A 22,357-nucleotide genomic window follows, 5' to 3' on the forward strand; every position below is an offset into this window, starting at 1 on the left:
GGGACTAAAGTCCAATGAGATAGATCCTTTACTAATCCGTCAGCTGAAGCAGACGGCAAATAAACTTGTAACAAGGCTTGTTTTATTGACTGGCTTTAACACACCCCCTACCCCCTCTCAAGAGGGGAGCCAGTTACAACCAGTCAATAAACAGATAGTTCAATTATTTCTAAATTGGCACATTATTTCTATGATTTCATTTCTTGCCTTTCAAATATTCCTTTAGCTTCGTGTATTCATCTTCATATCCGAAAGCGATGAAATCTTTTTTGTATTTCCGGTAGACGAGCCATGCCGTAAACGGAGTGTAATAATCCATCCAATATTTTCCGGTCAGCGAAGCAGCCCGGTTCGTATGAGATAACGGAAGAAGATTAAATCGTTCACGGATCGGTTCATATTCCTCTTTTATATTTTCAACCTTACCGACAAAATCGACCTGGCATTTATCACCTTTGTCATAAATCAATCGGTACTGCCCTGCAAAATGAGGTTCGTCCAAACAACCGGGAAGTAAAAAAACCCTACGTACAAATTGACTAAAATCCTGTACGCGCAACAAACTACTAAACAAATAACTATCCCAGCAGATATCATCTGGATGCTGTATGCATTTATCCTCAAAACAAGAAACCAAACGTTTGAAAGGATTTCGCACAAACGTGAATTTATAATACCGGCCGGTCTCCTGATCCAACTCTACCTCTGTATAAACTCCCGCAAAAACATGGATATCCGGCTGTTCTCCGAACATTGAGATTTTAATCGAAGAACAAGCCACTTTAGGATTATTCAAATACACCAGTTTCCGGTCCGAATCGATAATAAACTTTCGAGGTAATCTTTTCCTATTTTTGATATACAGGCGATAGATTACAAACAACTTACTAATCCCAGGGATAACCATTTTTAATAACTTCTTTAAATTTAGAGAGCCACCTCTCACGTTTATATTTGTTAACATTTTCCATTATTTTAAATGCTTTTCAATTATCATTTTCATTATATCACTCTCGGATCATAATCCGTCAGGCAAGTCATTGCCGGATTGTAGCGGAATTTAGCTATACCTGTTGCCCCGTTACGGTTTTTAGCAACCAGCAACATGCCCACTCCCCGCAAATCTTCCTTTGTCTTCGGATCATAAAAAATATTGTACTTCTCGGCACGATAAACGAATATGACCCCATCCGCCACCTGTTCTATCGCACCGGAATTACGCAAATCGCTCAGCATCGGAAAATGACTCCCCTGGCGGCGATCGACATCACGGTTTAGCTGGGCCAGCAAAACCACCGGGATTTTCATCTCTTCTGCCATCAGTTTCGCCTTACGGGCGATAGTGCCCAGGGCAAGATCTGTCGTCTCCTGTAAATCATTTTTTGAGACAATGATATTGATCAGATTCAGATAATCGATATATAAAACTCCCAACCAGCCTTTTTTATGCAAAGACTGGGCTTTGGCACGCATATCTTCGATCGTGTCCGATCCGCAATATTCCAGCGTGAGCGGTAACCGCTCCAGTTCCTTCTTTGCTTCTTCCAACCGGGCACGATCAGAAACTGAAGTACCTTTAAAACGCAAGCTATCCGCATTGACTCCGCTGATCATCGAAAGCAGTCGCATCACATTTTGCTCTTTACTCATCTCCACACTGAAATAGGCGACTGCCATACCTTGCCGCGCCTGATGGAGTGCCATCCACAAAGCCACTGCCGATTTTCCCATGGAGGGACGTCCGGCAATAACCGTCAATTCCTCTTTGTAAAGTCCTCCCGTCATCGCATCCAGGTCGTGCAAACCGAAAAAGACACGGCTGATTTCCCCGGATTCACGCAAAGCCTGTTCACGATACGATTCATCCAACACACGGGCGGCTACCGCACCGGCATTCTCCATCGACGAAACATGTGCCATGCCATCGCGCAAGGAACCGGCCAGATCCTCTATCCCCGTCAATAATCCAATAACATCGGCGGAGGGCAACTGCGCCTCCGTCTCTTTTTTCTTCAACTCATTCACCAATTGGCGCAAGGTATAACAACGAACCAGCTCGTCGGCATGGATACGGATATGGGCATCGGTGCGTACGTCCAGCAACATGTCCGACAAGAACGACAATCCGTTCAACTGCATATACAAGCTATTATCCAGCCGTCGCATCTCATTCTCTACGGTCAGCATATCGACAGCTATTCCGGAGGCCATCAGCGAAAGAACCGCGCGATAAACAAAACCAGTCCGGTTGTCGCTGAACATATCCGGCTGTAACCGGTCCGCCACATCGAATATTGCTTCCGGACTTATCAACAGGCCGGCTATCACGGCTTGTTCCAGCCGGAGGTTCGTGTTCGGCTGAGACTGTATGTTCTTTTGTGTGTTCATCAATTCACCGCTCCTTTCTGATTATTACCCGGATTATAAAAATTCATCGCTTCGTCCCAGATACTGCCACCGGAATTATTCCGGTCGGTTTCGTTCGTTTTATTTGCCGCCGGTTCCCCATGTTGCACCTGTACGGATTGTTCATAATTGACCAACGCGATCCGTTTGTAAAAACCGACATTCGACACCAGTACGAAATGTTGCTTTTCCAGCTTCACCAGACATTTCTTTACCTGGCGGCGATCGATACCGGTCAGTTCCTCGATCTCCGTGTACGAAGTGATCCACTCTCCCGGATGACAGAAATAAACCTGGTCGTTCAAACAAACCTGTCCTTCGCTGAAATAGGCAAAGGTTTCGACACAGAGTAAAACACAAGCCAACTCATGAAGATCCCGTTCTCCCATAAAAAATGCGCGCAACACACTTCTACCCACTTTCAGGTAGCCCGACTTCCGGTAATCCGGAGTCATGTTTTCCTTACGTTTTTTCATTTTTACAACCTTTTTAGTTACTAATTCAAACGTGACAGGTAAAAGCGCGCTTTTGTGACAGATTACGAATTTTGATTATCAAACGGTAGAAGATGGTTATAAGACATTACCTTGACAACGGTTCGTACGGCCTCTTTAATATAGAATGAATATTATTATAACTAATACAAAGAAACGTGCGATCAAAAAATCATTCAGGACACTCCTGCCCGCTTACCCTATGATGTAAATATACACCCGGTATACCGCTGGGCGGAGTACACTAAAAACCGGGAAAACGAGAAGAAAGTAAACTCATTCCCAGCTGATTAATAATTTATTTCTTGGTTTTTAGTGTGTGAAACGAATCTTTAAACTTTGTTAAAACCTCTTCATATTCAGGAGGCATCTCATAAAACCATCGGCGGATGGTGGAAAGTTCCTGGTCTAAACGAAACATACCGCAAAGCGTTTTAACCAATTGCCCTTTTTTAGCTCTGATGATTCCCAGCTCCAATAAAACCGACATGACTGCAACAAAGAAGCGTGGGTAAACCAGTTCCCTGGGTGGCGTATAATACAGCTGGCTTTCATAACCGTAATACTGTATAATCGTATCGCGATATTCCGTAAAGAAACGATGGGAAAATTGATGCCATTGTTCACTGTCGATATCACCCGATTCGCGTAAAAAAACAGCTGTCTCCATAACCGTCCGTACCGGATCCGGTTGTCGTTGAATATTCACTTTAAAAGTCGGAAAAGATAACGGATCTCCTCCCGCAAGCCTACATAATTTTTTTTATCCATTGTTGTATGTATTAGGCCGGGAATGAGTTGCTTATTTCCTAAAAAAAGGTCATGACCTTTAACTGTAAAAGTCCCTTATTTTGAAATCGAAAGACTGGTCTTAACATTTCAAAACACCCTTATTTTTTTCCCAGTAGCTTTTTGGTCATAGATTTTGACAATTCAAGGAATGTCGGAGCATCATATCTCCTTCGTCTCATAATAGTAAATTTGTTACAGCCATAGCGTACCCGGCGACCGGCTTTATCCAGAGGTTGTTCAAAAATATGCCTGAAAAAATCCGTTATTTTTTTTATTTCACTATCCCAAAACTCCTCAAAATTAGCCCCGTAAGGCCAGAAGGGCGTCATCACTTTTTCCAGATAAGCAGCATCGTCTTTATCCAGGCGGATAATCTCCTCAACAGCTTCTTCCATAGAAGAATAATTCATCAGATTAACAAACGAGTTCGGATGGTAATCCGAACTGACAGTGGGGCTACCCCAATATAGCGGTAACGACTGGGCCATGAACGGTTCCAGGATTTTTTCAGTCGCATATCCCGGCAAACTCGAATTCTCGATCGCTAAAGTGAATTTATAATCACGCAGGAACTGTCGCTTATCACCAACCCTTTTACCCATATTATTCAAAAAAGCACCACCTGAATCGATTCGTTTATAACCGGATAAAGCATTAAAGAACAACTCCCGATAAGGGGCGGCACAAGTATTGTTGGAATAAACAAAATTGCAGAATTTACGGTTTAGCAACGCTTCTTCTTTTAAAACCGGTAAAACCAGGTGAGAATCCTTTCTATACAGAAATCCGCTATATTTCCGAAAAGTTCTGTCATCACATTGAAGATTACTCAAACTTAGGGCATAATCGCATAAATTAAGATCGGGCATGATGTTTTCGTCACTCCAAAAAATCCGGATACAGTCTTCATAAAACAAATGTTCATTTCCAAAACAGGAATAGAATAAATAATCCGGATGTTCTTTATCTATCAGAAACTCATATTCATCCGATAAGAACCATAAGGTAAACCTATAATCAAAGTCCGGCCAGAAATCGACAAAATTGCAGCGTATTTTCTTTTTCATATTCAAATTTATTTAGCTGATCCAAAAACTATTCATTTATCATTCTCAGATTTTCACGAGCTAATCTCGGATTCTGAGGAAGAGACTTACGGAAATAGGAAGCGGCTCCATCTTTATCCCCTTCTATCAGCAACAAAACTCCCTGATTATTATAAGCGCGCGGATCATCGCCTACCTGTTGGAAAAAGTGGCGGGCCGATTCCTTATCGCCCAATGCCAACGAAGCGGCAGCGGCATTCAGCAGGGCGACTGCACAGGAGGGATAGGTATAGGCGGCTATCTCATATACTTCACGGTATTGTTCGGTACCCGGACGATAGAAAGAGGCCAAACGGATAAAATCTGGTAATGAGATTTTTTCCGGATGGGTATATACTGCTTCGAGCAATTGAGAATCAGTAAAGACAGGTTGTTGCACTTCTGTTTCGACAGTCAGTTCCATCCGGCGTAAACGGCTGAAAAAACTCTTTTCGATATCTTTATAAACGGCACCGTTATCTATGGCTTTTATCTGTTTGCGACGGCTATCCGGATCGTCAGTCAGTTGGAAAATAGCCAGTACACGGCTACCGTATTTTTTATCTGCCCCGGAGATTAAACGTTTCAAACCGTCCCAGTCTTCTCCCACCCAATCGACGGAAACCTGGCAGGTGGCAGGCAGTTTGAATTGTTTTTGCAGATAGTTTTTAAACTGAACGGCACGGTTGCCTGCCAGACGTTCATTATCCTTCGTGTTCCCGTCGGGAGAGGCGTAACCGGTAATACGAATGTTTTTTACATACCCGCCAGCAGATTGCAACAAGGTTTTCAAATGTCCTTCCAGCTTTGCCAGTTCGGCAGAATTATTTCCGTATTTAAGGTTCACCTGAATACCACCGGCCGGAAAATCAATGTAAACAGCCAGTTGTTCCTTCAATAACACCGGAGCCAATTCTTCTTCCGGAACGATGTAATTAATCATCCGGTTATAAACTGACTGGGCATCGACCTGTAACTGGGGAATTTCCACATTCCGGGATATTTGCCCCTGTTGCTTGTCAGCTCCCGTTTCCTGCACCGTTCCGGTTTGTACGGTACGTGCCACAGCATACACATCTTCCGGAATAGTCGTTTGTTTTTGAGTACTACAAGCCGGAAGAACAGCCAGTAAACCAATACCGGCAATTCCTTCTAAAATTCTTTTTCGCATGATTTATGTAAGTTTTTAATACTAATTATTCAAGATCAAAAAGAGATAGATTGTCCCGTTGATATAATCAGAGGTAAGGTTTGGTTCAAGATTTGGCAGATATGAGTGTTTGTTTATAGCAACTGGTTGTACCTGGCTCCCCTCTGGAGAGGAGGAAGGGGGTGTGTCATATCTCCGCCATACAACCACCATAATCAGAGTCACTTGACTATTACAGGTTCATTTGCCGTTTGCTTCAGCTGACGGTTTACAAGTTGTTTCTCTCTTTTGGCTTCAGCCACATTTCTCCTAGATAGAAACCTGTAAGAGATGGGACTAAAGTCCAATGAGATAGACCATTTACTAATCCGTCAGCTGAAGCAGACGGCAAATAAACCTGTTACAAGGCTTGTTTTATTGACTGGCTTTAACACACCCCCTCCCCCCTCTCTAGAGGGGAGCCAGTTACAACCAGTCAATAAACAGATAGATCAATTATTTCTAAATACGATTGTAATTCTCAGCAAAAACATCATGTATTCTAAATACGATTGTAATTCTCTGACCCTCGGACTAGAATAGAGAATGTATCAACATCACTCAAATTCCTGCATTGCTACCGGTTGCCAGCCTCTGTAGACTGCGGCAAGGAGACGCAGACGGGTGTTACCTGTACTGCTCTTTACCTTTTCATCGGATGCATATTTATGTAATTGTGTTTCTGCTTCCTGCATCAACGATTCAGCTTTAGTTGTCGTATCATCCCGTTTCAGAAACTTCAACTCTATTAGATAAGAATATTGCATGTCCGGATAATTGGCCAGATTGGGCATCAGGTAAAGGTCTGAAAAACCACGCCCTGCTTCAAATTCGGGCCAGATGATAAAATAATCCGTTAAACCCATATAGGCTAACATAAGTGTTTTGATAGTCGATTCCTGATAGATCGCATCACGAAGGACAGCTTTCTTATCCACCTGATCAGCAAAAAAGCCCAACGCAGCTTCCCATTCTCCAAAATAAGCCATGCGGCGCATACGGTCGGACAATTCCATAAACGGGAAAACAATCGAATCGCGTTCTTTCATCGCTTCCACCAGGTAACCGTAAATCTGTTCGCGAACAGCCAGATTCGGAACTTTCATTATCGTCTCCCCATATTCTATCCGGTCATAAGTCAACAAACCGAAATAATACAGCAAAGAAACAAAATTTCCCGGATCAGCCAGGTTTTCAGCGGGAAAACTATCTTTTATCACATTCCCGTTCACTTCGCCTGTATCGATCAGGCGGGTTATGACCGAACGTCCCTCTTCCTGCATCTTATCGATACGGATAAAATGACGCAATTTGCTGTAATCGGTACGGATATTACGGTCCAACATATCGGAAGGGGCACGTTTTTTCAATAAATAATTATTCAGAAAATAAAGTACCATATCAGAGTTATACATGGTCTGTCCTATGCATTCCCAGGCAAAACAATAATTGTCATACCAAGGCTTCATCAACCTGACAAGTTCTTCTTTTGAGTTAACCAGCATTCCTTCTGATTCATAATAGGATAACATCTCTTGCAATTCAGATTCACTGAATCCAACCATTGAATTAAATTGTTCATCCGTCGTGATATTCGTCCCGATATTAAATCCACTTGTCACATCATCCAGGGTTACAGGCGACACACCGGTAATGAACATTCGTTTTACAGGAGCTTCCGGACCGGTTGTAATTGCTTTGACAATATTGAAAAATCCACGGTAAAAACCGGAGTCATGTGTCAGGGCACGATACACATTATTACCCTCACTGGATAATATCGTATTTGTAAAATTATCATATTCGTCGATCAACAGGTAGATAGACAAGCCTAACATACCGGCACGTTTTCCTATATAATTCAATTGGCTGGCTGCCGACTTCAATTCCCGTATGCCCTGTGAGAAGCCGGGTTCAAAATAAGATGCATACTGGTCGGCGAACGCCTCCATCTGTATTTTAGCATACATGTTGAAGTTTTCCTCCAACGCCTCTCCCGTTCCACGAACGGCACTGAAATTGAAATAAAGTACCAGATACTTACCTTGTTCTGAAGTTGGATGTTTGCCGATATATTGATTACCGAATAACTCGTCAAATTTATCTGCATATCTCACATCATAATAACAGTAAAGCATATTCAGGAACAAAGACTTTCCGAAACGACGCGGACGGATCAGAAACAGAAAAGCTGCCGTCTTTTCCAAATCCTCAATATATCGTGTCTTATCCACATAATAATAATCTTCTGTAACAATACGAAGATAATCCGTCAATCCGTAAGGTATTTTCTTTGCCATATCTTTCTTCTGTTTTACTATTTCCTACTTATTACTTGTCATTATCGGCAACTATCACACAAAGATAAATAATTATACCGTACGTACTGTCTAATTTTCAATTTTCAATTCCTAATTTTCAATTCTCAAGGTTCTCCCAGAAACCTGAATATCTGTTGCGTCTGCAAAGGTGTAAACTTGCGCTGACCTTTGCGCCAGCCGGATTGCTGCAAGGCGGTTGTCAGGTCTTTGTTGAAGGCAATCCAACGCTTGATGGCTTTCGCTGCCGAATCGGGCTGCAAGGACGGGTTATATAACAAACCCAACTCTGTTAGTCCGTAACTGCGTACTTTTACATGTACTTCCGGTTGTTCCGTTTCCTTATTCATATCCTACTGTTTCTAATTGGTTTATGCTTTAAATTTACAAAATAAACAACAGAAAAACAAGCGTTTACCTCTATATATTCCAACTAAAATCACTTTATAGCCAGACATATCAGCCTTTATCCATACATAACCGTACACAACCGGAGTTAACCGGAAACGACACTCTCCCACCGTCGTACCTTTGAACTGTTATCGATAACCAACCAGTTAACCGTCAATAGCTTTCGGAGCATTTCCATTGGCATATTGGCACATTGTCAAATTAAAAAATTATTTCCCATGGCTTTAAATTATCACCTCGTAAAACGTCCCGACATGCGTAAAGACGCTGCCGCAGGCTCCGAGCTGTATTATGCACAGGTCCGGGCATTGAAGAAAGTCAGTTTCGAAAAGTTATGTAGCATGATCGCCATGCGAAGCACCGCATTTATCGGTGATGTCATGCTGGTGATCGAAGGCTTGCTTTCGGTCATGCAGGAACGCCTCGAAGAAGGCGATATCATCTGTATGGGCCGCCTCGGCAACTTCCGCATGGTAGCGGGAAGCAAAGGGGCCGCCTCAAAGAAGGATTTCGATACCTCTCTCTTTAACGATGCACGCATCGTATACGTATCGGGCACTATGCTGGCCGATATCAAGAAAAATGCTAAGTTTGAAGAACTGAAACCGATCACCGATCCCGATGCCAACAACAATGGCGGCAGCGGCTCCGAAGACCGTCCTGAAATCGAATAGGCATGGATAAGCAAGTATTCTTCAAACAGTTCCTTCCGGCTGCCCAGGCGGCCGGGGAACATTTCAAGCTGAATCCGGATATCATACTGGCACAGGCGGCCATCGAAAGCGGCTGGGGTGAAAGCGTTCTTTGCCGGACGTTCCACAATTACTTCGGCCTTACCGGATACGGACAACCTACCCTCTACTGGAAAGGAGCAAAAACCCTCCGGATAGAGGACGGAGGACTCTCTCACCTGCAATTCAGGATCTATGAATCGGATCAGCAAAGTTTTTTCGATTTTGCCCGGTTGATCCGCACAGTCTATCCGACGGCAGCTGCTGTCAGTAACTATCCGGAAGCGTATGCCAAGGAAATCGCCTACAGCCGCTACATCAGCGAACAGAACGGCGACAACCGCGAAGCATACCGGCAATTGCTGATTACGATCTGTAATTATATGAAATAAATAACCGCTCATTGGCATATTAGCACATTGGCACATTAAAAATTATTCCTATGAAATATCTTGAAGCTATCCTCGGTTTCCTGACTACGATCGCCCGATTGATTTTTCGGGGCAAAGGGAAACATAAACCCGGTCAACCTGTGGTTGACGATACTGGCCATCCTGCTGTCCGCCATCAGAATACGGAAGTGGCGCTGGCAGCGATCGGGGCGATACTCTCAATATCAGGGAAACCTTCCCTGCACCCGAAAAAATAATGGGTACGGCACTGATTCTCTGTGCAACGGGAGGGTATTTGCTGAAATTGCTGGCATAATCCTTTCCCTTTAGCAAGAAGGTGTCGGAAGTCACTATCCTGTCATCCCGGGCTTGTCCCGGGATCGCATACTAAGTTGATATACATTGTTATTGTATATTACATATATCCACGATCCGGCGACAAACAGATAACGATTCCGGACGATGGGAAATAACCAGTAACGTCAATCCCGGACATTCCTCAGAAAGCCGGATGATAGAGTCGTTGATCGCATGTTCCGTTGTCTCGTCCAGAGAAGAAGTCGCTTCGTCGAACATCAGAATCTCTGCTTCCTTGTATAAAGCCCGGGCAATCCCCAACCGTTGGCGCTGACCTCCTGACAACAGGCTTCCGCCTTCACCCACCGGCGTATAAACACCTTTGGGCAGAGAACCGACAAAATGATTCAGCGAAGCCAGACGGAGAACCCAGTCGATCCGCTCCATATCCGGGTGTTCACTATTATACCCCATTACAATATTATCGAGTAACGTACCTTCCACCATAAACAATTGCTGCGACACATAGCCGATGCGGCTCCGCCAGGAGACCAGTTTATCGGCTGACAAAAGAACATCATCCACATAAATTCCTCCGGAATCCGGTTGCAAAAAACCCAGTATCAAATGAAACAATGTGGATTTACCCGAACCGGATTCTCCCCGGAAACCGACAAAATCACCTTTATGTATTTCCAGAGAATAATGAGCGAATACGGGAACTTTGCCATCATAAGAAAAACAAATATCCCGGATTGTTATCGAATGGCTGAACTCAATCGGAACCTGTTCCGTTACAACCTGGGTTACATGTCCGGATTCAAGATCGGACAAAATGTCCAAGGCAAACGAATTACCCCTCATTTGAAAAATATATCCCGTCGTTTTTATAATGCCCGGTAACACCCGGTAAACAGCGATGGCGAATACACCGACTATCAGTCCTATAGCAGGCAATGTTAACAACTGTGTTGCAACAATCAGAACCACCACCGAAGAGACAATAGCCACTTCCAGTACTTTTTGCAGTGAATTATTCAAAATAAAATTACGGACGGTTAAACTGTTTTGCTTATTCAACAGAATAGAAAAAAGCGAAAAACTGTTTGAGAAAGTACTATTCATTTCCATATCTGTAAACCCGATGAATGTCTGTTGCAATAATTTACCCCTCTGAGGATTCAACAGATATAACTGTTCCCCGTATTCCTTTATTTTAGAACGCGAAAAACGATAATAGGTCCATGTTATAGGTACAAATGTCAAAAGAACCAATAAAAAAACATATACATTAAAAAGTATCAATCCAATCAGAATGGAAGTAGTAACAAAAATCTCACAAAGCAATTGGGTATACGGCACAAAATAACCTTGTATTAAATTACCGGCTACACTATTAATCTGATTAATCAATTTATGACTGTTATTCTGCTTGATAAATAAATACCCTTTGGAATAATAATACTTATAAAGCTGCAAGGACAAATAACTGGAAATAGCAAATAACCGTTTATTTTGCTTATACTGTAACCAGGCAAACAGACAAACACGTATAATTGAAAAAAGCAATACTGCCATACAGATAAAAAACACAAACGACCGGATGCTGTCAAATCCCATCCAATTGTAGAACACGGCCATATACCGATTTTCAAGGATGATATTTTCATTAAGCACCAGTAATAAAACAGGCAATAAAATACCGGTCCCCACCAAATCCAAAACAGCCATGACAAAAACAGAAATACCGACTTTCCATAAATGCAACCTGTATAAACGAGGTAATACTTTATATAAACGTTTCAACTCCGAAGGTATGATTTGTATCATATCAAAAAACTATTTTACATTAATTACTTTATTACACTCCGACAACAGCAACCACAGGAAAAAACATAAATAAGCCCCCGAAGACACTATATATCCTTCAAAAAACAGGTGAAAAAAGAACAAAAACAACAGAGAACCCAGAAAATAGCCGTTTATACCGACCGATTCTCTTTGGAACATCCGGTACATTAAAGACAGATACGGAATAAAAAAAGCCAGGAACCCCGTTATCCCCATTGAAGAAAGGAGAAATAACCAACTGCTCCCCGGTTCAACGGTTCCAGTCTCCAGATTTACTTTGTTTGTCTTCGCGTAGTCAGGCCTCACCGTAGCAAATCCAACACCAAAGACGGGGAATCCCTTAAATTCAGTCATACGGGCTTCCCATAAATCATCCCGTGAACCGGTCAAACTACCTGCTATTTTACCACCTTCCATTTTAGAACGTATTCTTTCCGTATAGGGCCACCAAATACCAGCAGTCAATACTGCCAATATGGCTAGCATAAAAACGAGCCGTGCCAACCGTTCCACACGATGACGATAAATCCGGCTATAAAAAAAAGCAGCTGCCATAACAGAACTTGCCAATGCGGAACGGGAACCTGCCAGTAATAATACGACCAATGAAATGACCGCTATTCCAATCTCCTTATATCGCTCTCCAAATGTTGAAGACAAATAAAAACGGTACAAACTATATACCATCGAAATCCCCGCTAACGGACCGAGCAGCATAGATTGATTTGTCAATCCACGAAACCCACTGTATCCATGTACAAAAGGCAACCTGAATACCCACCCAAAAAATGAAATGACCACAATCCACCGGATAGCCGCTAACGCATATACAAAAAGCAAACGCCTCCATGTAACCATATACGGATTTACAAAGAAAGGACCGACCGCAAAGACTACAGACAAAAAGGCCAGACCCCGGAACCATACTTTAAAATAAGCGGGAATCTCATTCACCCAAATAGAGATAAACAGGGCAACCAAAAAAGGTATGTAAGTATATGATATTTTTAAGCCTCCCCGTAAAACAAGCCAGATAAAAAGGGCTAAAAACACAGCATAATATACATTATCCGGAACAGACGAAAAATAGGGTATGACCTTTGTCAGTGTCAATAAAAGGACACCCGGTAGTGCAATACGAGAAAGAATATCCGTCACAGCAACCATCATTTCAATACGGTTAAAATACAATCGGCTACTTTCGACGGTGTAATCCTCTCTGACAGTTCCCTGCTTCTCCGTCCCATTTGTATCCACTGCAACTCCGGCAAACGGATAAAACGTTCAACCGCTTTTCTGATAGAACGTTTGTTTGCTGGTTTAAACAAAAAGCCATTTTCCCCGTCTTTCACAAAACAACTCACGGCACCGCAACAATCGGATGCCAGTATCGGCAAACCAGCACAAGCGGCTTCATGTATCACCAACGCCCAGGGTTCGGTAACAGAGGGTAAAATAAACGCTCCGGCCTTTTCCAACTCTTCCGCCAGTTCTTCCTGCGGCATAAAATCTTTTATTTCGACATCCGGGTATCCTTTCAGCTTAGCATAATCAGGCCCATTCCCTATCAGCACCAATTTCCAGTTTTGACGATCCGGTATCGTTTTCCAGGCCTCCAAAAGGTATAACAAACCTTTTTCTTTCGAGAATCTGCCTATGAATACTAAACGACGCGGATATTCATTTTCCGCTTTTTTCAAATTGATGCCAGAGAACAAATCCACATCGGCCGACAAATTATGCATCAGAATCTGTTCCTGATGAAATCCCAGTTTACGTGCGTAAGTAACCTGCGGTTCGCCAGATACAAACAGATGGCTGAACCACCTACGGTGACGAAAACGGGATATCAGGACATTGAACCATTGCATTCCCCCTCTCCATTGAGTATCGCTGCTGGCTACTACGGTATATGTAGTTTCTTACGAACTTTGCCTGCCACTTCGTTATATAAGGGATCTATCCAACCGGCAGTCCAGAGCAGGTCCGGTTCCAACCTTTTTACCAAGCGGAACAAATGGTCGGGGTCCCAAAACGAAGAACGGTTGTAATATGTGACTCCTTCCAACTGGGGAGGCAAATAAGGCGTTTTCTTGTTTGAATCCGACAATACAACATGTACATGGCATCCCCTCTCGACCAAAGCCTTTATAACTATTACATTATAAGGCATTAACTCTGTATACAAAATTACAATGGTAATCATATGTTATTTAGATATAAGTCGTCTGAACATACGGTAAACACCATCAAAATGATACCGCATATAGAATAAAATCCGATAATAGCTGTCTGTTATTCCGCGAGTTGTTTTAAACAGAAAGAAATAAAACATTCTTTGCTGGAAACCGGCAGGACGTGACAATATGAGGTCCCGTTTTAATAAGCTGTTTTGCTTAAATTCCTTTTCCAGACATTCGATACGTTCCCTGCGCGTAAGAGGACAATTCTTTTTATAAAGGCCTGCCGCATACGCAGAATAATCGGTAATTCTTTTGGACCTCAGATAGAATTCCATATCACAGCTATTCCAGTCATGTATTTTGAAAAATTGACGGAACGCATCTTCCGTCAGTTGACAAGCCAGCAAATGGTCTGGTGAAAAAGAACCGGCTGCACTCATCCCATCCCGGCATAAATAATGATAAGGACTGCTATCCGGAATAAAACCGATTCTTTCGGCAAACGAAAATGCACGCAGGTTGAATACCAAATCTTCATGGGGTAACATTTCCATAAACCGGACTTTTTGTTTTTTCAGTAATCCGGAACGGTATAATTTATTATAGGCTACCGCAAACATTCTTTTTTCTTTCAAGAATAGAAAAGCATCCAGCGGTGTTACCGCCGGCCATTCTGTAATCGATTCTACAATCCGGTTTTCTTTTTTCCGGTTATCACGCAGCCATTCTGTTGTTACTCCTGTAACGACAATATCCAGGTTATCCGCTTCCGCCTTCGCATAAAGAGAAGCAAACATCTCCGGTTCAATCCAATCGTCCGAATCGACAAATCCGACATATTCACCGGTGGCCAGCTCTAACCCTACATTGCGTGTCGCACCCGGATTTCCGTTTCTTTGATGCACCACTCTGATACGTTTATCCTGCAAGGCATACTGTTCTGCAATACGTCCGCTGTTATCGGTCGAGCCGTCATCTACCAGTATTATTTCCAGATCTTTCAATGTTTGATGGCAAATACTGTCCAGGCAAGCCGGAAGATATTTCTCCACATTATAAATCGGTACAATGATCGATATCACTTTCTTTTCCATATTTTCAATGATTTACTCAACAAGATACCGAGCAGCAGGTCGACTATCAATATGATAGTTATATTACAGATGTCTGTCAGCCAATTATTCAATGCCAATAATACGATTGTAAATGCCAGAATAAGTTCCGTTGCCTGTAAATGGGTCATGCCCGCAGCCAAACATTTATGATGCAAATGATTCTTATCGGCAATAAATAAGGGACGGTGGTGCATAGCGCGTACCAGCATAACACGAAGGACGTCGAACATCGGAATGAATAATAAGGTAAACGGAATTACCAGATTCTTTACATCCGGTTCCGTTTCCGATACATACACAGCATATTTAATGACCAGAAAAGACAACAGATATCCCAACGACAACGCTCCGGCATCTCCCATAAACATCTTGGTTCCTTTGGCAGTACGGCCCCATACATTAAAATATAGAAAGGGTATCAGGCAACCCAACGCCGAAAAAGCCAACATCGAATATAGCCATAGCCCTTTATAAAAAAACATCAGTCCAATCACCAGGAAAGAGAAAGCACTCCCTCCCGCTGCCAATCCGTCGATGCCATCGATCAGATTGACCGCATTTGTTATAAAAACGATCAACAAGACTGTAAACGGAATCGCGATATATTCCGGCAATATGTACACCCCAAACAATCCGTATAAATTATCCAGATAAAAGCCGGATACCGGAAGTAAAGAAGCCACAGCAAATTGTATAAAAAATTTCTTACGATAACGAACCCCTATCAAATCATCTTCTACTCCGGTCATATACAGGAACAAACATCCTGCCGACAAAAATAAAAATTCCAGTAAGATATTGCCATTTAATTGATGATTCATCGGAAAACCAATCAAATAACGATAACCGACTACTAATGACATAGACAAAACAATGGAAGGAAAAAATGCCAGACCACCTAAACGGGGTATTTTTTTATGATGACACTTCCGCCTATTCGGCGTATCATATAATTGTTTGCGTCGCGATATATTCAAAATTTGAGGAAGAAACATCAGAGAAAAGAAAAATGACAAAATCAAACAAAGAAATAAAGATATCTTACTTTTCAATGGCTCTCCGGTAACAACATCCAAAACAACTAAAAATGAATTAGTTAACATGCATTTATTATTTGAGGGTTGATATAACAAAGGTCGTCAGTCCCATTCCTGAGGGTGACATACTAGTGCTTTTTATTTTGACCCTTATTTATAGAATAAGGGCCATTGAGTTTAAATCACTATATATCAACACAGTAACAGCACGATTTATATAGAGAGTAAGTAAAAAATCACTAACGATGTCTATTTACATTCTATATATAACCCGGAAATAATCAGTTGTCTGAAAAAGGAAAGGACAAGAAACTGGAAATGGAAAAATGATAGTGTTTATTTAGTAAAATAATATTACAAAACTCAGGATTCCTTAAATAAATGTCAATCTATTTGTTTCTGATAGTTGGAGTGTTCTGCTAAGATCAGTTAATGGTTTTATAGCGGTTAATCTTGAATTTCATAATGGTTTCATTTTTAGGTCTTTCCGTATCGTTTTTTCATGAATTTCAGTAAGATTATCTTAATATTGATCTTTTTTAAGACACAAATTTTCTTCTTACTACAATTTTTATCAATAGTAATTTTTTACTTAATATTGATCTTTTTTAAGACACAAATTTTCTTCTTACTACAATTTTTATCAATAGTAATTTTTTACTTTTGCACTGTCAAAGATTTTCAAGCTATCTGGTAGTATAGGGTATAGATTTCGTAATTATAATCCTACCAGTTTATAGACAATGACCCTTATTCTATAAATAAGCGTCAATTCTTATAACTTCTTTTACTTACCCATTTTTCCACAAAGTCAATGATTTTCAAATTAACCCTGTCAATGATATTTTGATCCAATTCTTTTAAATAAAAGAGTGTTGTTCTTTCGGAAGTATGCCCCAAGGCCTGACTGATCACAGCAACCGAAACAGAATTTTCTTTTGCCTGCATAGCCCAGGAATGACGGGCCACATAGGAGGTCAGTTTTACCGGACAATCTATCATATCCCCTATCGTAGCTAACCGTCGGTTGTATGTTCTTAAAGCGACTTTATATCTCTCATAAGAAACCTCTTCCGATTGTAATACAGGAAATAGCAGGTTGGAATTATCCCTGGCATATTTTTCCAATAAACGACGCATACCCGAAGTAATCGTCACACGGATTTCTGTTTTTGTCTTCACACGGTAATAGACAAGTACATTGCCACGTACATTATTTCGTGTCAGATGAGCCAAGTCAACAAACGCCATTCCGCATGCCATAAAACTGAACAAGAACAGATCGCGGGCAAAATCAAGACGCTTCTTCCCTTTTAAATCCAATTCCGTCATATCCTTAATGACCTGTATCCCCACTGAACGCTTATAAGTGGATACGGGGCGAAGATGTATTTTTTGAAAAGGGTTTGTTTCAGGTGTAACCAGGCTTTCAGATACAGCACTGTTGAATACGGTTCGGAATATACTGGTGTAGTTGGTTACCGAATTAGGACTTAAATTGAGGGATTGCAGATAAGATACAAAATCTTTCACCAACAGGGGGGTCACTTGCTTCATTTTTAAAATATCCGTACCTACGAACCGCTCCAGATGCCCCTGGGTTACCTTATAGAGGGAAGCTGTACTTTGAGCTGATCCACTTTTCTCTTTTTCAAGAAAACTCATATAATTCAATAAGTTTCCCCGAAAACTTCTTTTTACTTCTTTTACATACGATGTTTCCATAAAGTTGTTTTTTTAATTAGATTATATAGAACAAATGTAAAAGATAATTTGATAATGAACTTCTGCTAAAACCAAATCTGATTCAGTCTTGTTTTTATCGAGCTTATGAAGGTAAACTGGAGGATATTAAAACTGAAACTAGTGGATGCCAGGCTCTATTTCGTGAGCCTCATTGTAGGGTTGCTGACCGGGTTGGTGGCAGTTCCCTATCACTATTTATTACAGTTATTCTACAATTACCGGAAGGATTTCTTTGAATCGTCGCCACCCTGGTATCTTCATATTATTGCTTTCCTTACCTTCTGGGGGGTCCTCCTGTTTGTCGCCTGGATGGTGAGGCGATGGCCTTATATATCGGGCGGCGGTATTTCACAAACACGCGGGGCGATCAACGGAAGGATTGTATATAAGCATTCTTTACGGCAACTGCTGGCTAAATTTGCCGGTGGAGTACTGACATTAAGCAGCGGCCTTTCCATGGGGCGCGAAGGGCCGTCCGTCCAGATGGGATCGTATATCGGTGACCTGGTCGGTAAATGGGGACATATCCTGAGCGGTGAACGGAAACAGTTGCTGGCAGCCGGTGCCGGAGCCGGACTGGCGGCTGCCTTTGCCGCTCCATTGGCGGCTGCTACGCTGGTTATCGAATCGATCGAGCGGTTTGATGCGCCCAAGACGGCTATCACAACCATACTGGCCGGGGTGGTTGCCGGAACCATCGCCAATATGATCTTTCCCATAAATCCTTATCATGAGATAAATGCCGTAGCACCGGATTTGTCATTCTCGTTACAGATCAAACTATTCCTCTTGTTCGCCGTCATCGTCTCCGTTTTCGGAAAGTTCTATTCGCTGCTGATGCTTTACGTGAAAAGATTGTACCCCGCCATAAAACAACCGGAATACATCAAGTTGCTGGGATTACTGATCATGGCCTATACCATCTCACTGACGTTAACGGACCTGACCGGAGGCGGCGAACAGTTCCTGATGGAACAGGCTTTAGGCGGAAAAGAGAGCATCCTGTGGATAACCGGGATGATGTTGCTGCATATGGTGTTCACCGTCTATTCCTTTTCATCCGGACTGCCGGGTGGCAGTTTTATTCCGACACTGGTAACAGGGGGATTATTAGGAAAAATCTGTGCCTTATTGCTGGTGCAGCAGGGTATCATCGCACCGGAAAATATAAGTTACGTCATGTTGATCGGGATGGCTGCATTCCTGGTTGCCGTGGTACGTACTCCCATCACCGCCATTCTCCTGATAACAGAGATCACCGGCCATTTCGAAGTGTTCTATCCTTCGATCGTTGTCGGAGGACTGACGTATTATTTTACCGAGTTACTGGAAATAAAGCCTTTCAACGTCATGTTTTATGAAGAGATGATCAAGAAACCGATCTTTCAGGAAGAAAAACGGCTGATACTCGATGTTGAAGTCATGGCAGGTTCTTATTTCGACGGGAAGCTGGTCGATACGCTTCACCTGCCCAACAACTGCATCATCATCAATATCCACCGCGACCGCAAAGACTTCCCTCCTGCCGGACAAACGATCCTGCCCGGCGACCAACTGACCCTTGAAATTGATGCCCAGGACATCGAGAAGCTGTATGAGCCGCTGGTTAGTATGGCAAATATCTATTAGCCCCAATAAAAAAGGTGTCTGATAAAAGCTCAAACACCTTTCTCTATCTATGAATTGTTTACGCAAAGAACAATATCAACAATTGTGCTGTCAGCACTCGCAGGAACATCGTCAACGGATAAACTGTTGCGTATCCGACAGACGGTGCATCGTTACCTGCCGTTGCGTTTGAATAGGCCAGTGCAGGCGGGTCGGTCGTACTACCGGCAATCAGACCCATCAGCGTGAAATAATTCACTTTGCAGAAATAGCGGCCGATACAACCGATAATCAGCAAAGGTACGGTAGTGATGATAAAGCCGTAACCGATCCAGGCAAAACCTCCATTGTTCACGATCGTGTCGACAAAACCGTCACCCGCACTGATACCGACACAAGCCAGGAACAACGTTATACCGATCTCACGCAACATCAGGTTGGCACTCTGAGTCGTATAAGTCACCAACTTATATTTATAACCGAAACGACTGATCAGGATAGCTACGATAAGCGGACCACCGGCCAATCCCAATTTTACCGGCTGGGGAATACCTGGGAAAGTAATAGGAATACTTCCCAATATAATACCTAAAGCAATACCGATAAAGATAGTGATAAGGTTCGGCTCGTTCAAACGTTTCATCGAGTTACCCAATACCTTCTCTACATTCGTTACGGCAGTTTCAGTACCTACCACATTTACACGGTCACCCACCTGAAGGGTCAGATGCGGCGTGGCAACCAGGTCGACACCGGCACGGTTGATACGGGTTATATTAATACCATACAGTTTACGCAGTTTCAACTGGCCCAGACGCTTACCATTCAGTTCCGGTTTTGTAATCAAGATACGACGGTTGATAAACTGACTCTCCATACGAATCCATTGTTTACGCTCCATATCGATCTCTTCACCGATGAAAGTTTTAATCGTTTGGGCATCCTGCTCCGTAGTAATGACAAAAACCTTGTCATTCTCCATCAATACGGTATTGGCAGATACGATTTCAATCTGCTTGTCGCTATCGTGCCAGATACGTGAAATAACGAAATCACGATGTTCCAGAAGGTTTGATAACTCACCGACACTCTTACCGAAAACAGCTGGGTTCTTCACGATTAATGAAACCGGTTTTGCCTCATTCATATGGGAAGCATCTTCCTTGTTCAACTGTTCGTTTTCCTTGTCAAAGTTAACCCGGAACACGTAACGGATAAATATAATCGACAGGATAATACCGATAACACCCAACGGATAAGCAACTGCATATCCTAACGCTATCGTATTGTCCGTTGATCCGTACATATCGGAGAATGCCTGTTGTGCAGCACCCAGACCCGGGGTATTCGTTACAGCTCCTGACAGGATACCGACCATCGTCGGCATCGGAATGCCGGTTGCATAATGCAGGATAATAGCTGTTACCACCCCCAGGAAGACAATCCCGCAAGCCAGCATATTCAACGTGATACCCCCCTTCTTAAAAGAGGAGAAAAATCCAGGTCCCACCTGCATACCTACCGAGTAGACAAACAATATAAGACCAAATTCTTTAAAAAAGTGAATAACATTGTGATTGATCGTAAAGCCGAAATGCCCTAAAATGATCCCCACAAACAGTACCAGTGTGATCCCTAACGAGACACCAAATACTTTAATTTTTCCCAATTGAATACCTGCCGCAATAACAAAAGAGAGCAACAGGATGGAGTGGCCAATACCTTCGCCCCATAATAAATCATTGATCCAATTCATACTATTATATTAAAAAATCTTTTTGCCATTAAATAAAGTTCGCAAAGGTATACATTTAGTTTGTGTTTAACAACATAAACAGTATCTTTACCCCGGGAAAAATAAAAAGATCATGAAGAAAATATATAGTATAGCACTCGCTTTGTTATTTGCCGCGACAGGGCTTAATGCTCAAAGCCCTGAAAAGACAGTGACTATCACGACGAATGTAGGGACCATGAAAGCCCGGCTGTATGACGATGTCCCGAATCATGTCCGTACATTTATCGCCCGGGCCAGACAAGGTGAGTTCAACGGGACACTTTTTACCCGTGTCATCCAGGAATTTATGATCCAGGGAGGAGCGCCCGATTCAAAGAATGCACCAGCCGGAGCCCGTTGCGGTTTTGGTGATTCGTCGGCGGAGATCATGCCGGAGTTGAACGATAAATATTTTCACAAAAGAGGTGCGCTGGCCGCCCCGCGTCAGAACGATGATGTCAATCCGGAAAAGAAATCGGATATGTCGCAGTTCTTTATCGTACAGGGGAAAGTTTATCGCAACGGGGAACTGGATACGTTGGAATTGATTGCCAACCAGGACATACGAAAAAAAGCGCTGGATAAGTTTTACCGTCCTATTGCCGTCGACTTAAAAATGCTGAAACAAAGCAACAAGCGGGAATACAACAAACGGGTAACAGCCGTCAACGCCCAGATAGATTCCATGATCCTGGCTACGCCGGGACACCTGATCTTTACAGACGAACAACGGAAGGCATACACCACAGACGGCGGATGCCACCACCTGGACGGTATTTATACCATCTTCGGCGAGCTGACCGAAGGGTTCGATGTGCTGGATGTCATTGCCAACCAGCCGAAAGATCAATATGACCGTCCTAAAAAAGATATAAGAATCATAAATGTAACTGTAGAATAAAATTCATCCAATATGTTAAAAAGA

21 protein-coding genes are annotated in these 22,357 nt (G+C 42.5%); 5 read left to right on the forward strand and 16 right to left on the reverse strand.

Annotation, left to right across the window (positions count from 1 at the left end; translation table 11 throughout):
• Nucleotides 1-196: 196 nt before the first annotated feature.
• The 8 genes from DXA15_RS18195 to DXA15_RS18230 all read right to left on the reverse strand — a co-directional run bounded on the left by DXA15_RS18195 (nucleotide 197) and on the right by DXA15_RS18230 (nucleotide 8,634).
• Entirely contained in the window at nucleotides 197-964 is a 768-nt protein-coding gene (locus DXA15_RS18195) for a sulfotransferase family 2 domain-containing protein (RefSeq protein ID WP_128134962.1), read from the reverse strand.
• Between the two features lie 38 nt (nucleotides 965-1,002).
• Nucleotides 1,003-2,388: a DnaB-like helicase C-terminal domain-containing protein gene (locus DXA15_RS18200; RefSeq protein WP_128134963.1), complete on the reverse strand. Its 1,386-nt coding sequence runs from the start codon at nucleotides 2,386-2,388 to the stop codon at nucleotides 1,003-1,005.
• A complete protein-coding gene (locus tag DXA15_RS18205) occupies nucleotides 2,388-2,882 on the reverse strand; it encodes a hypothetical protein (RefSeq protein WP_128134964.1) in 495 nt (164 codons plus the stop codon). Before DXA15_RS18205 ends, DXA15_RS18200 begins: the two co-directional genes overlap by 1 nt.
• Before the next feature lie 316 nt (nucleotides 2,883-3,198).
• Nucleotides 3,199-3,609, reverse strand: coding sequence for a hypothetical protein (locus DXA15_RS18210; RefSeq protein ID WP_233567403.1), 411 nt, complete (start codon nucleotides 3,607-3,609; stop codon nucleotides 3,199-3,201).
• A 181-nt stretch (nucleotides 3,610-3,790) separates the two neighbouring features.
• Complete coding sequence (locus tag DXA15_RS18215) at nucleotides 3,791-4,759, reverse strand: glycosyltransferase family 10 domain-containing protein (RefSeq protein ID WP_128134965.1); 969 nt, start codon at nucleotides 4,757-4,759, stop codon at nucleotides 3,791-3,793.
• Between the two features lie 28 nt (nucleotides 4,760-4,787).
• A complete protein-coding gene (locus DXA15_RS18220) occupies nucleotides 4,788-5,948 on the reverse strand; it encodes an OmpA family protein (RefSeq protein ID WP_128134966.1) in 1,161 nt (386 codons plus the stop codon).
• A 575-nt stretch (nucleotides 5,949-6,523) separates the two neighbouring features.
• Complete coding sequence (locus DXA15_RS18225) at nucleotides 6,524-8,266, reverse strand: ATP-binding protein (protein ID WP_128134967.1); 1,743 nt, start codon at nucleotides 8,264-8,266, stop codon at nucleotides 6,524-6,526.
• Nucleotides 8,267-8,391: 125 nt separating this feature from the next.
• Nucleotides 8,392-8,634, reverse strand: coding sequence for a DUF4248 domain-containing protein (locus tag DXA15_RS18230; RefSeq protein WP_010803438.1), 243 nt, complete (start codon nucleotides 8,632-8,634; stop codon nucleotides 8,392-8,394).
• Between the two features lie 279 nt (nucleotides 8,635-8,913).
• Between DXA15_RS18230 and DXA15_RS18235 the strand changes: the two genes are divergently transcribed.
• Genes DXA15_RS18235 through DXA15_RS18245 form a run of 3 tightly spaced genes read left to right on the forward strand, consistent with a single transcriptional unit; the run spans nucleotide 8,914 to nucleotide 10,075 of the window.
• Nucleotides 8,914-9,369 (forward strand): HU family DNA-binding protein, encoded by a 456-nt coding sequence (locus DXA15_RS18235; protein WP_128134968.1) that lies wholly within the window; start codon nucleotides 8,914-8,916, stop codon nucleotides 9,367-9,369.
• A 2-nt stretch (nucleotides 9,370-9,371) separates the two neighbouring features.
• Nucleotides 9,372-9,818, forward strand: coding sequence for a glucosaminidase domain-containing protein (locus DXA15_RS18240; protein WP_128134969.1), 447 nt, complete (start codon nucleotides 9,372-9,374; stop codon nucleotides 9,816-9,818).
• Between the two features lie 50 nt (nucleotides 9,819-9,868).
• Nucleotides 9,869-10,075: a hypothetical protein gene (locus DXA15_RS18245; protein ID WP_233567404.1), complete on the forward strand. Its 207-nt coding sequence runs from the start codon at nucleotides 9,869-9,871 to the stop codon at nucleotides 10,073-10,075.
• Nucleotides 10,076-10,223: 148 nt separating this feature from the next.
• On the opposite strand, the gene DXA15_RS18250 is transcribed toward DXA15_RS18245, so the two are convergent.
• The 7 genes from DXA15_RS18250 to DXA15_RS18275 all read right to left on the reverse strand — a co-directional run bounded on the left by DXA15_RS18250 (nucleotide 10,224) and on the right by DXA15_RS18275 (nucleotide 18,026).
• The gene (locus DXA15_RS18250) at nucleotides 10,224-11,945 is read right to left on the reverse strand and encodes an ABC transporter ATP-binding protein (RefSeq protein ID WP_128134970.1); all 1,722 of its coding nucleotides are present in this window, start codon (nucleotides 11,943-11,945) and stop codon (nucleotides 10,224-10,226) included.
• A gap of 9 nt (nucleotides 11,946-11,954) precedes the next feature.
• Entirely contained in the window at nucleotides 11,955-13,223 is a 1,269-nt protein-coding gene (locus DXA15_RS18255) for an O-antigen ligase (protein ID WP_233567405.1), read from the reverse strand.
• Entirely contained in the window at nucleotides 13,133-13,837 is a 705-nt protein-coding gene (locus tag DXA15_RS18260; protein WP_233567406.1) for a glycosyltransferase, read from the reverse strand. The genes DXA15_RS18255 and DXA15_RS18260 overlap by 91 nt, the downstream gene beginning before the upstream one ends.
• Nucleotides 13,838-13,869: 32 nt before the next feature.
• Nucleotides 13,870-14,154: a glycosyltransferase family 4 protein gene (locus tag DXA15_RS26890; protein ID WP_233567407.1), complete on the reverse strand. Its 285-nt coding sequence runs from the start codon at nucleotides 14,152-14,154 to the stop codon at nucleotides 13,870-13,872.
• 21 nt (nucleotides 14,155-14,175) lie between these two features.
• A complete protein-coding gene (locus tag DXA15_RS18265) occupies nucleotides 14,176-15,243 on the reverse strand; it encodes a glycosyltransferase (protein WP_128134972.1) in 1,068 nt (355 codons plus the stop codon).
• Nucleotides 15,228-16,127 (reverse strand): MraY family glycosyltransferase, encoded by a 900-nt coding sequence (locus DXA15_RS18270; protein WP_233567408.1) that lies wholly within the window; start codon nucleotides 16,125-16,127, stop codon nucleotides 15,228-15,230. The genes DXA15_RS18265 and DXA15_RS18270 overlap by 16 nt, the downstream gene beginning before the upstream one ends.
• Before the next feature lie 942 nt (nucleotides 16,128-17,069).
• On the reverse strand, nucleotides 17,070-18,026 hold the full coding sequence (locus DXA15_RS18275; protein WP_128134974.1) for a site-specific integrase: 957 nt from the start codon (nucleotides 18,024-18,026) through the stop codon (nucleotides 17,070-17,072).
• 105 nt (nucleotides 18,027-18,131) lie between these two features.
• Here DXA15_RS18275 and DXA15_RS18280 point away from each other — a divergent pair, with 105 nt between their 5' ends.
• Entirely contained in the window at nucleotides 18,132-19,676 is a 1,545-nt protein-coding gene (locus DXA15_RS18280; RefSeq protein ID WP_128134975.1) for a ClC family H(+)/Cl(-) exchange transporter, read from the forward strand.
• Nucleotides 19,677-19,734: 58 nt separating this feature from the next.
• Here DXA15_RS18280 and DXA15_RS18285 read toward each other — a convergent pair whose 3' ends face one another.
• Nucleotides 19,735-21,411 carry a putative transporter gene (locus DXA15_RS18285; RefSeq protein ID WP_128134976.1) on the reverse strand — a complete coding sequence of 559 codons (1,677 nt, stop codon included), beginning with the start codon at nucleotides 21,409-21,411 and terminating at the stop codon, nucleotides 19,735-19,737.
• 112 nt (nucleotides 21,412-21,523) lie between these two features.
• On the opposite strand from DXA15_RS18285, the gene DXA15_RS18290 reads away from it, so the two are divergent.
• Complete coding sequence (locus tag DXA15_RS18290) at nucleotides 21,524-22,333, forward strand: peptidylprolyl isomerase (protein ID WP_128134977.1); 810 nt, start codon at nucleotides 21,524-21,526, stop codon at nucleotides 22,331-22,333.
• The last annotated feature ends 24 nt before the right edge of the window (nucleotides 22,334-22,357 follow it).

The organism is Parabacteroides sp. AM58-2XD (assembly GCF_003463685.1).
In the GTDB taxonomy this organism is placed as follows: Bacteria; Bacteroidota; Bacteroidia; order Bacteroidales; family Tannerellaceae; genus Parabacteroides; species Parabacteroides segnis.

Excerpts from the sequence above, each read along its gene's own strand:
- DXA15_RS18195 (WP_128134962.1), bottom strand. The coding sequence starts at position 964 with ATGTTAACAAATATAAACGTGAGAGGTGGCTCTCTAAATTTAAAGAAG.
- DXA15_RS18200 (WP_128134963.1), bottom strand. The coding sequence starts at position 2,388 with ATGAACACACAAAAGAACATACAGTCTCAGCCGAACACGAACCTCCGG.
- DXA15_RS18205 (WP_128134964.1), bottom strand. The coding sequence starts at position 2,882 with ATGAAAAAACGTAAGGAAAACATGACTCCGGATTACCGGAAGTCGGGC.
- DXA15_RS18215 (WP_128134965.1), bottom strand. The coding sequence starts at position 4,759 with ATGAAAAAGAAAATACGCTGCAATTTTGTCGATTTCTGGCCGGACTTT.
- DXA15_RS18220 (WP_128134966.1), bottom strand. The coding sequence starts at position 5,948 with ATGCGAAAAAGAATTTTAGAAGGAATTGCCGGTATTGGTTTACTGGCT.
- DXA15_RS18225 (WP_128134967.1), bottom strand. The coding sequence starts at position 8,266 with ATGGCAAAGAAAATACCTTACGGATTGACGGATTATCTTCGTATTGTT.
- DXA15_RS18230 (WP_010803438.1), bottom strand. The coding sequence starts at position 8,634 with ATGAATAAGGAAACGGAACAACCGGAAGTACATGTAAAAGTACGCAGT.
- DXA15_RS18235 (WP_128134968.1), top strand. The coding sequence starts at position 8,914 with ATGGCTTTAAATTATCACCTCGTAAAACGTCCCGACATGCGTAAAGAC.
- DXA15_RS18240 (WP_128134969.1), top strand. The coding sequence starts at position 9,372 with ATGGATAAGCAAGTATTCTTCAAACAGTTCCTTCCGGCTGCCCAGGCG.
- DXA15_RS18245 (WP_233567404.1), top strand. The coding sequence starts at position 9,869 with ATGAAATATCTTGAAGCTATCCTCGGTTTCCTGACTACGATCGCCCGA.
- DXA15_RS18250 (WP_128134970.1), bottom strand. The coding sequence starts at position 11,945 with ATGATACAAATCATACCTTCGGAGTTGAAACGTTTATATAAAGTATTA.
- DXA15_RS18260 (WP_233567406.1), bottom strand. The coding sequence starts at position 13,837 with ATGCAATGGTTCAATGTCCTGATATCCCGTTTTCGTCACCGTAGGTGG.
- DXA15_RS18265 (WP_128134972.1), bottom strand. The coding sequence starts at position 15,243 with ATGGAAAAGAAAGTGATATCGATCATTGTACCGATTTATAATGTGGAG.
- DXA15_RS18270 (WP_233567408.1), bottom strand. The coding sequence starts at position 16,127 with ATGTCATTAGTAGTCGGTTATCGTTATTTGATTGGTTTTCCGATGAAT.
- DXA15_RS18275 (WP_128134974.1), bottom strand. The coding sequence starts at position 18,026 with ATGGAAACATCGTATGTAAAAGAAGTAAAAAGAAGTTTTCGGGGAAAC.
- DXA15_RS18280 (WP_128134975.1), top strand. The coding sequence starts at position 18,132 with ATGAAGGTAAACTGGAGGATATTAAAACTGAAACTAGTGGATGCCAGG.
- DXA15_RS18285 (WP_128134976.1), bottom strand. The coding sequence starts at position 21,411 with ATGAATTGGATCAATGATTTATTATGGGGCGAAGGTATTGGCCACTCC.
- DXA15_RS18290 (WP_128134977.1), top strand. The coding sequence starts at position 21,524 with ATGAAGAAAATATATAGTATAGCACTCGCTTTGTTATTTGCCGCGACA.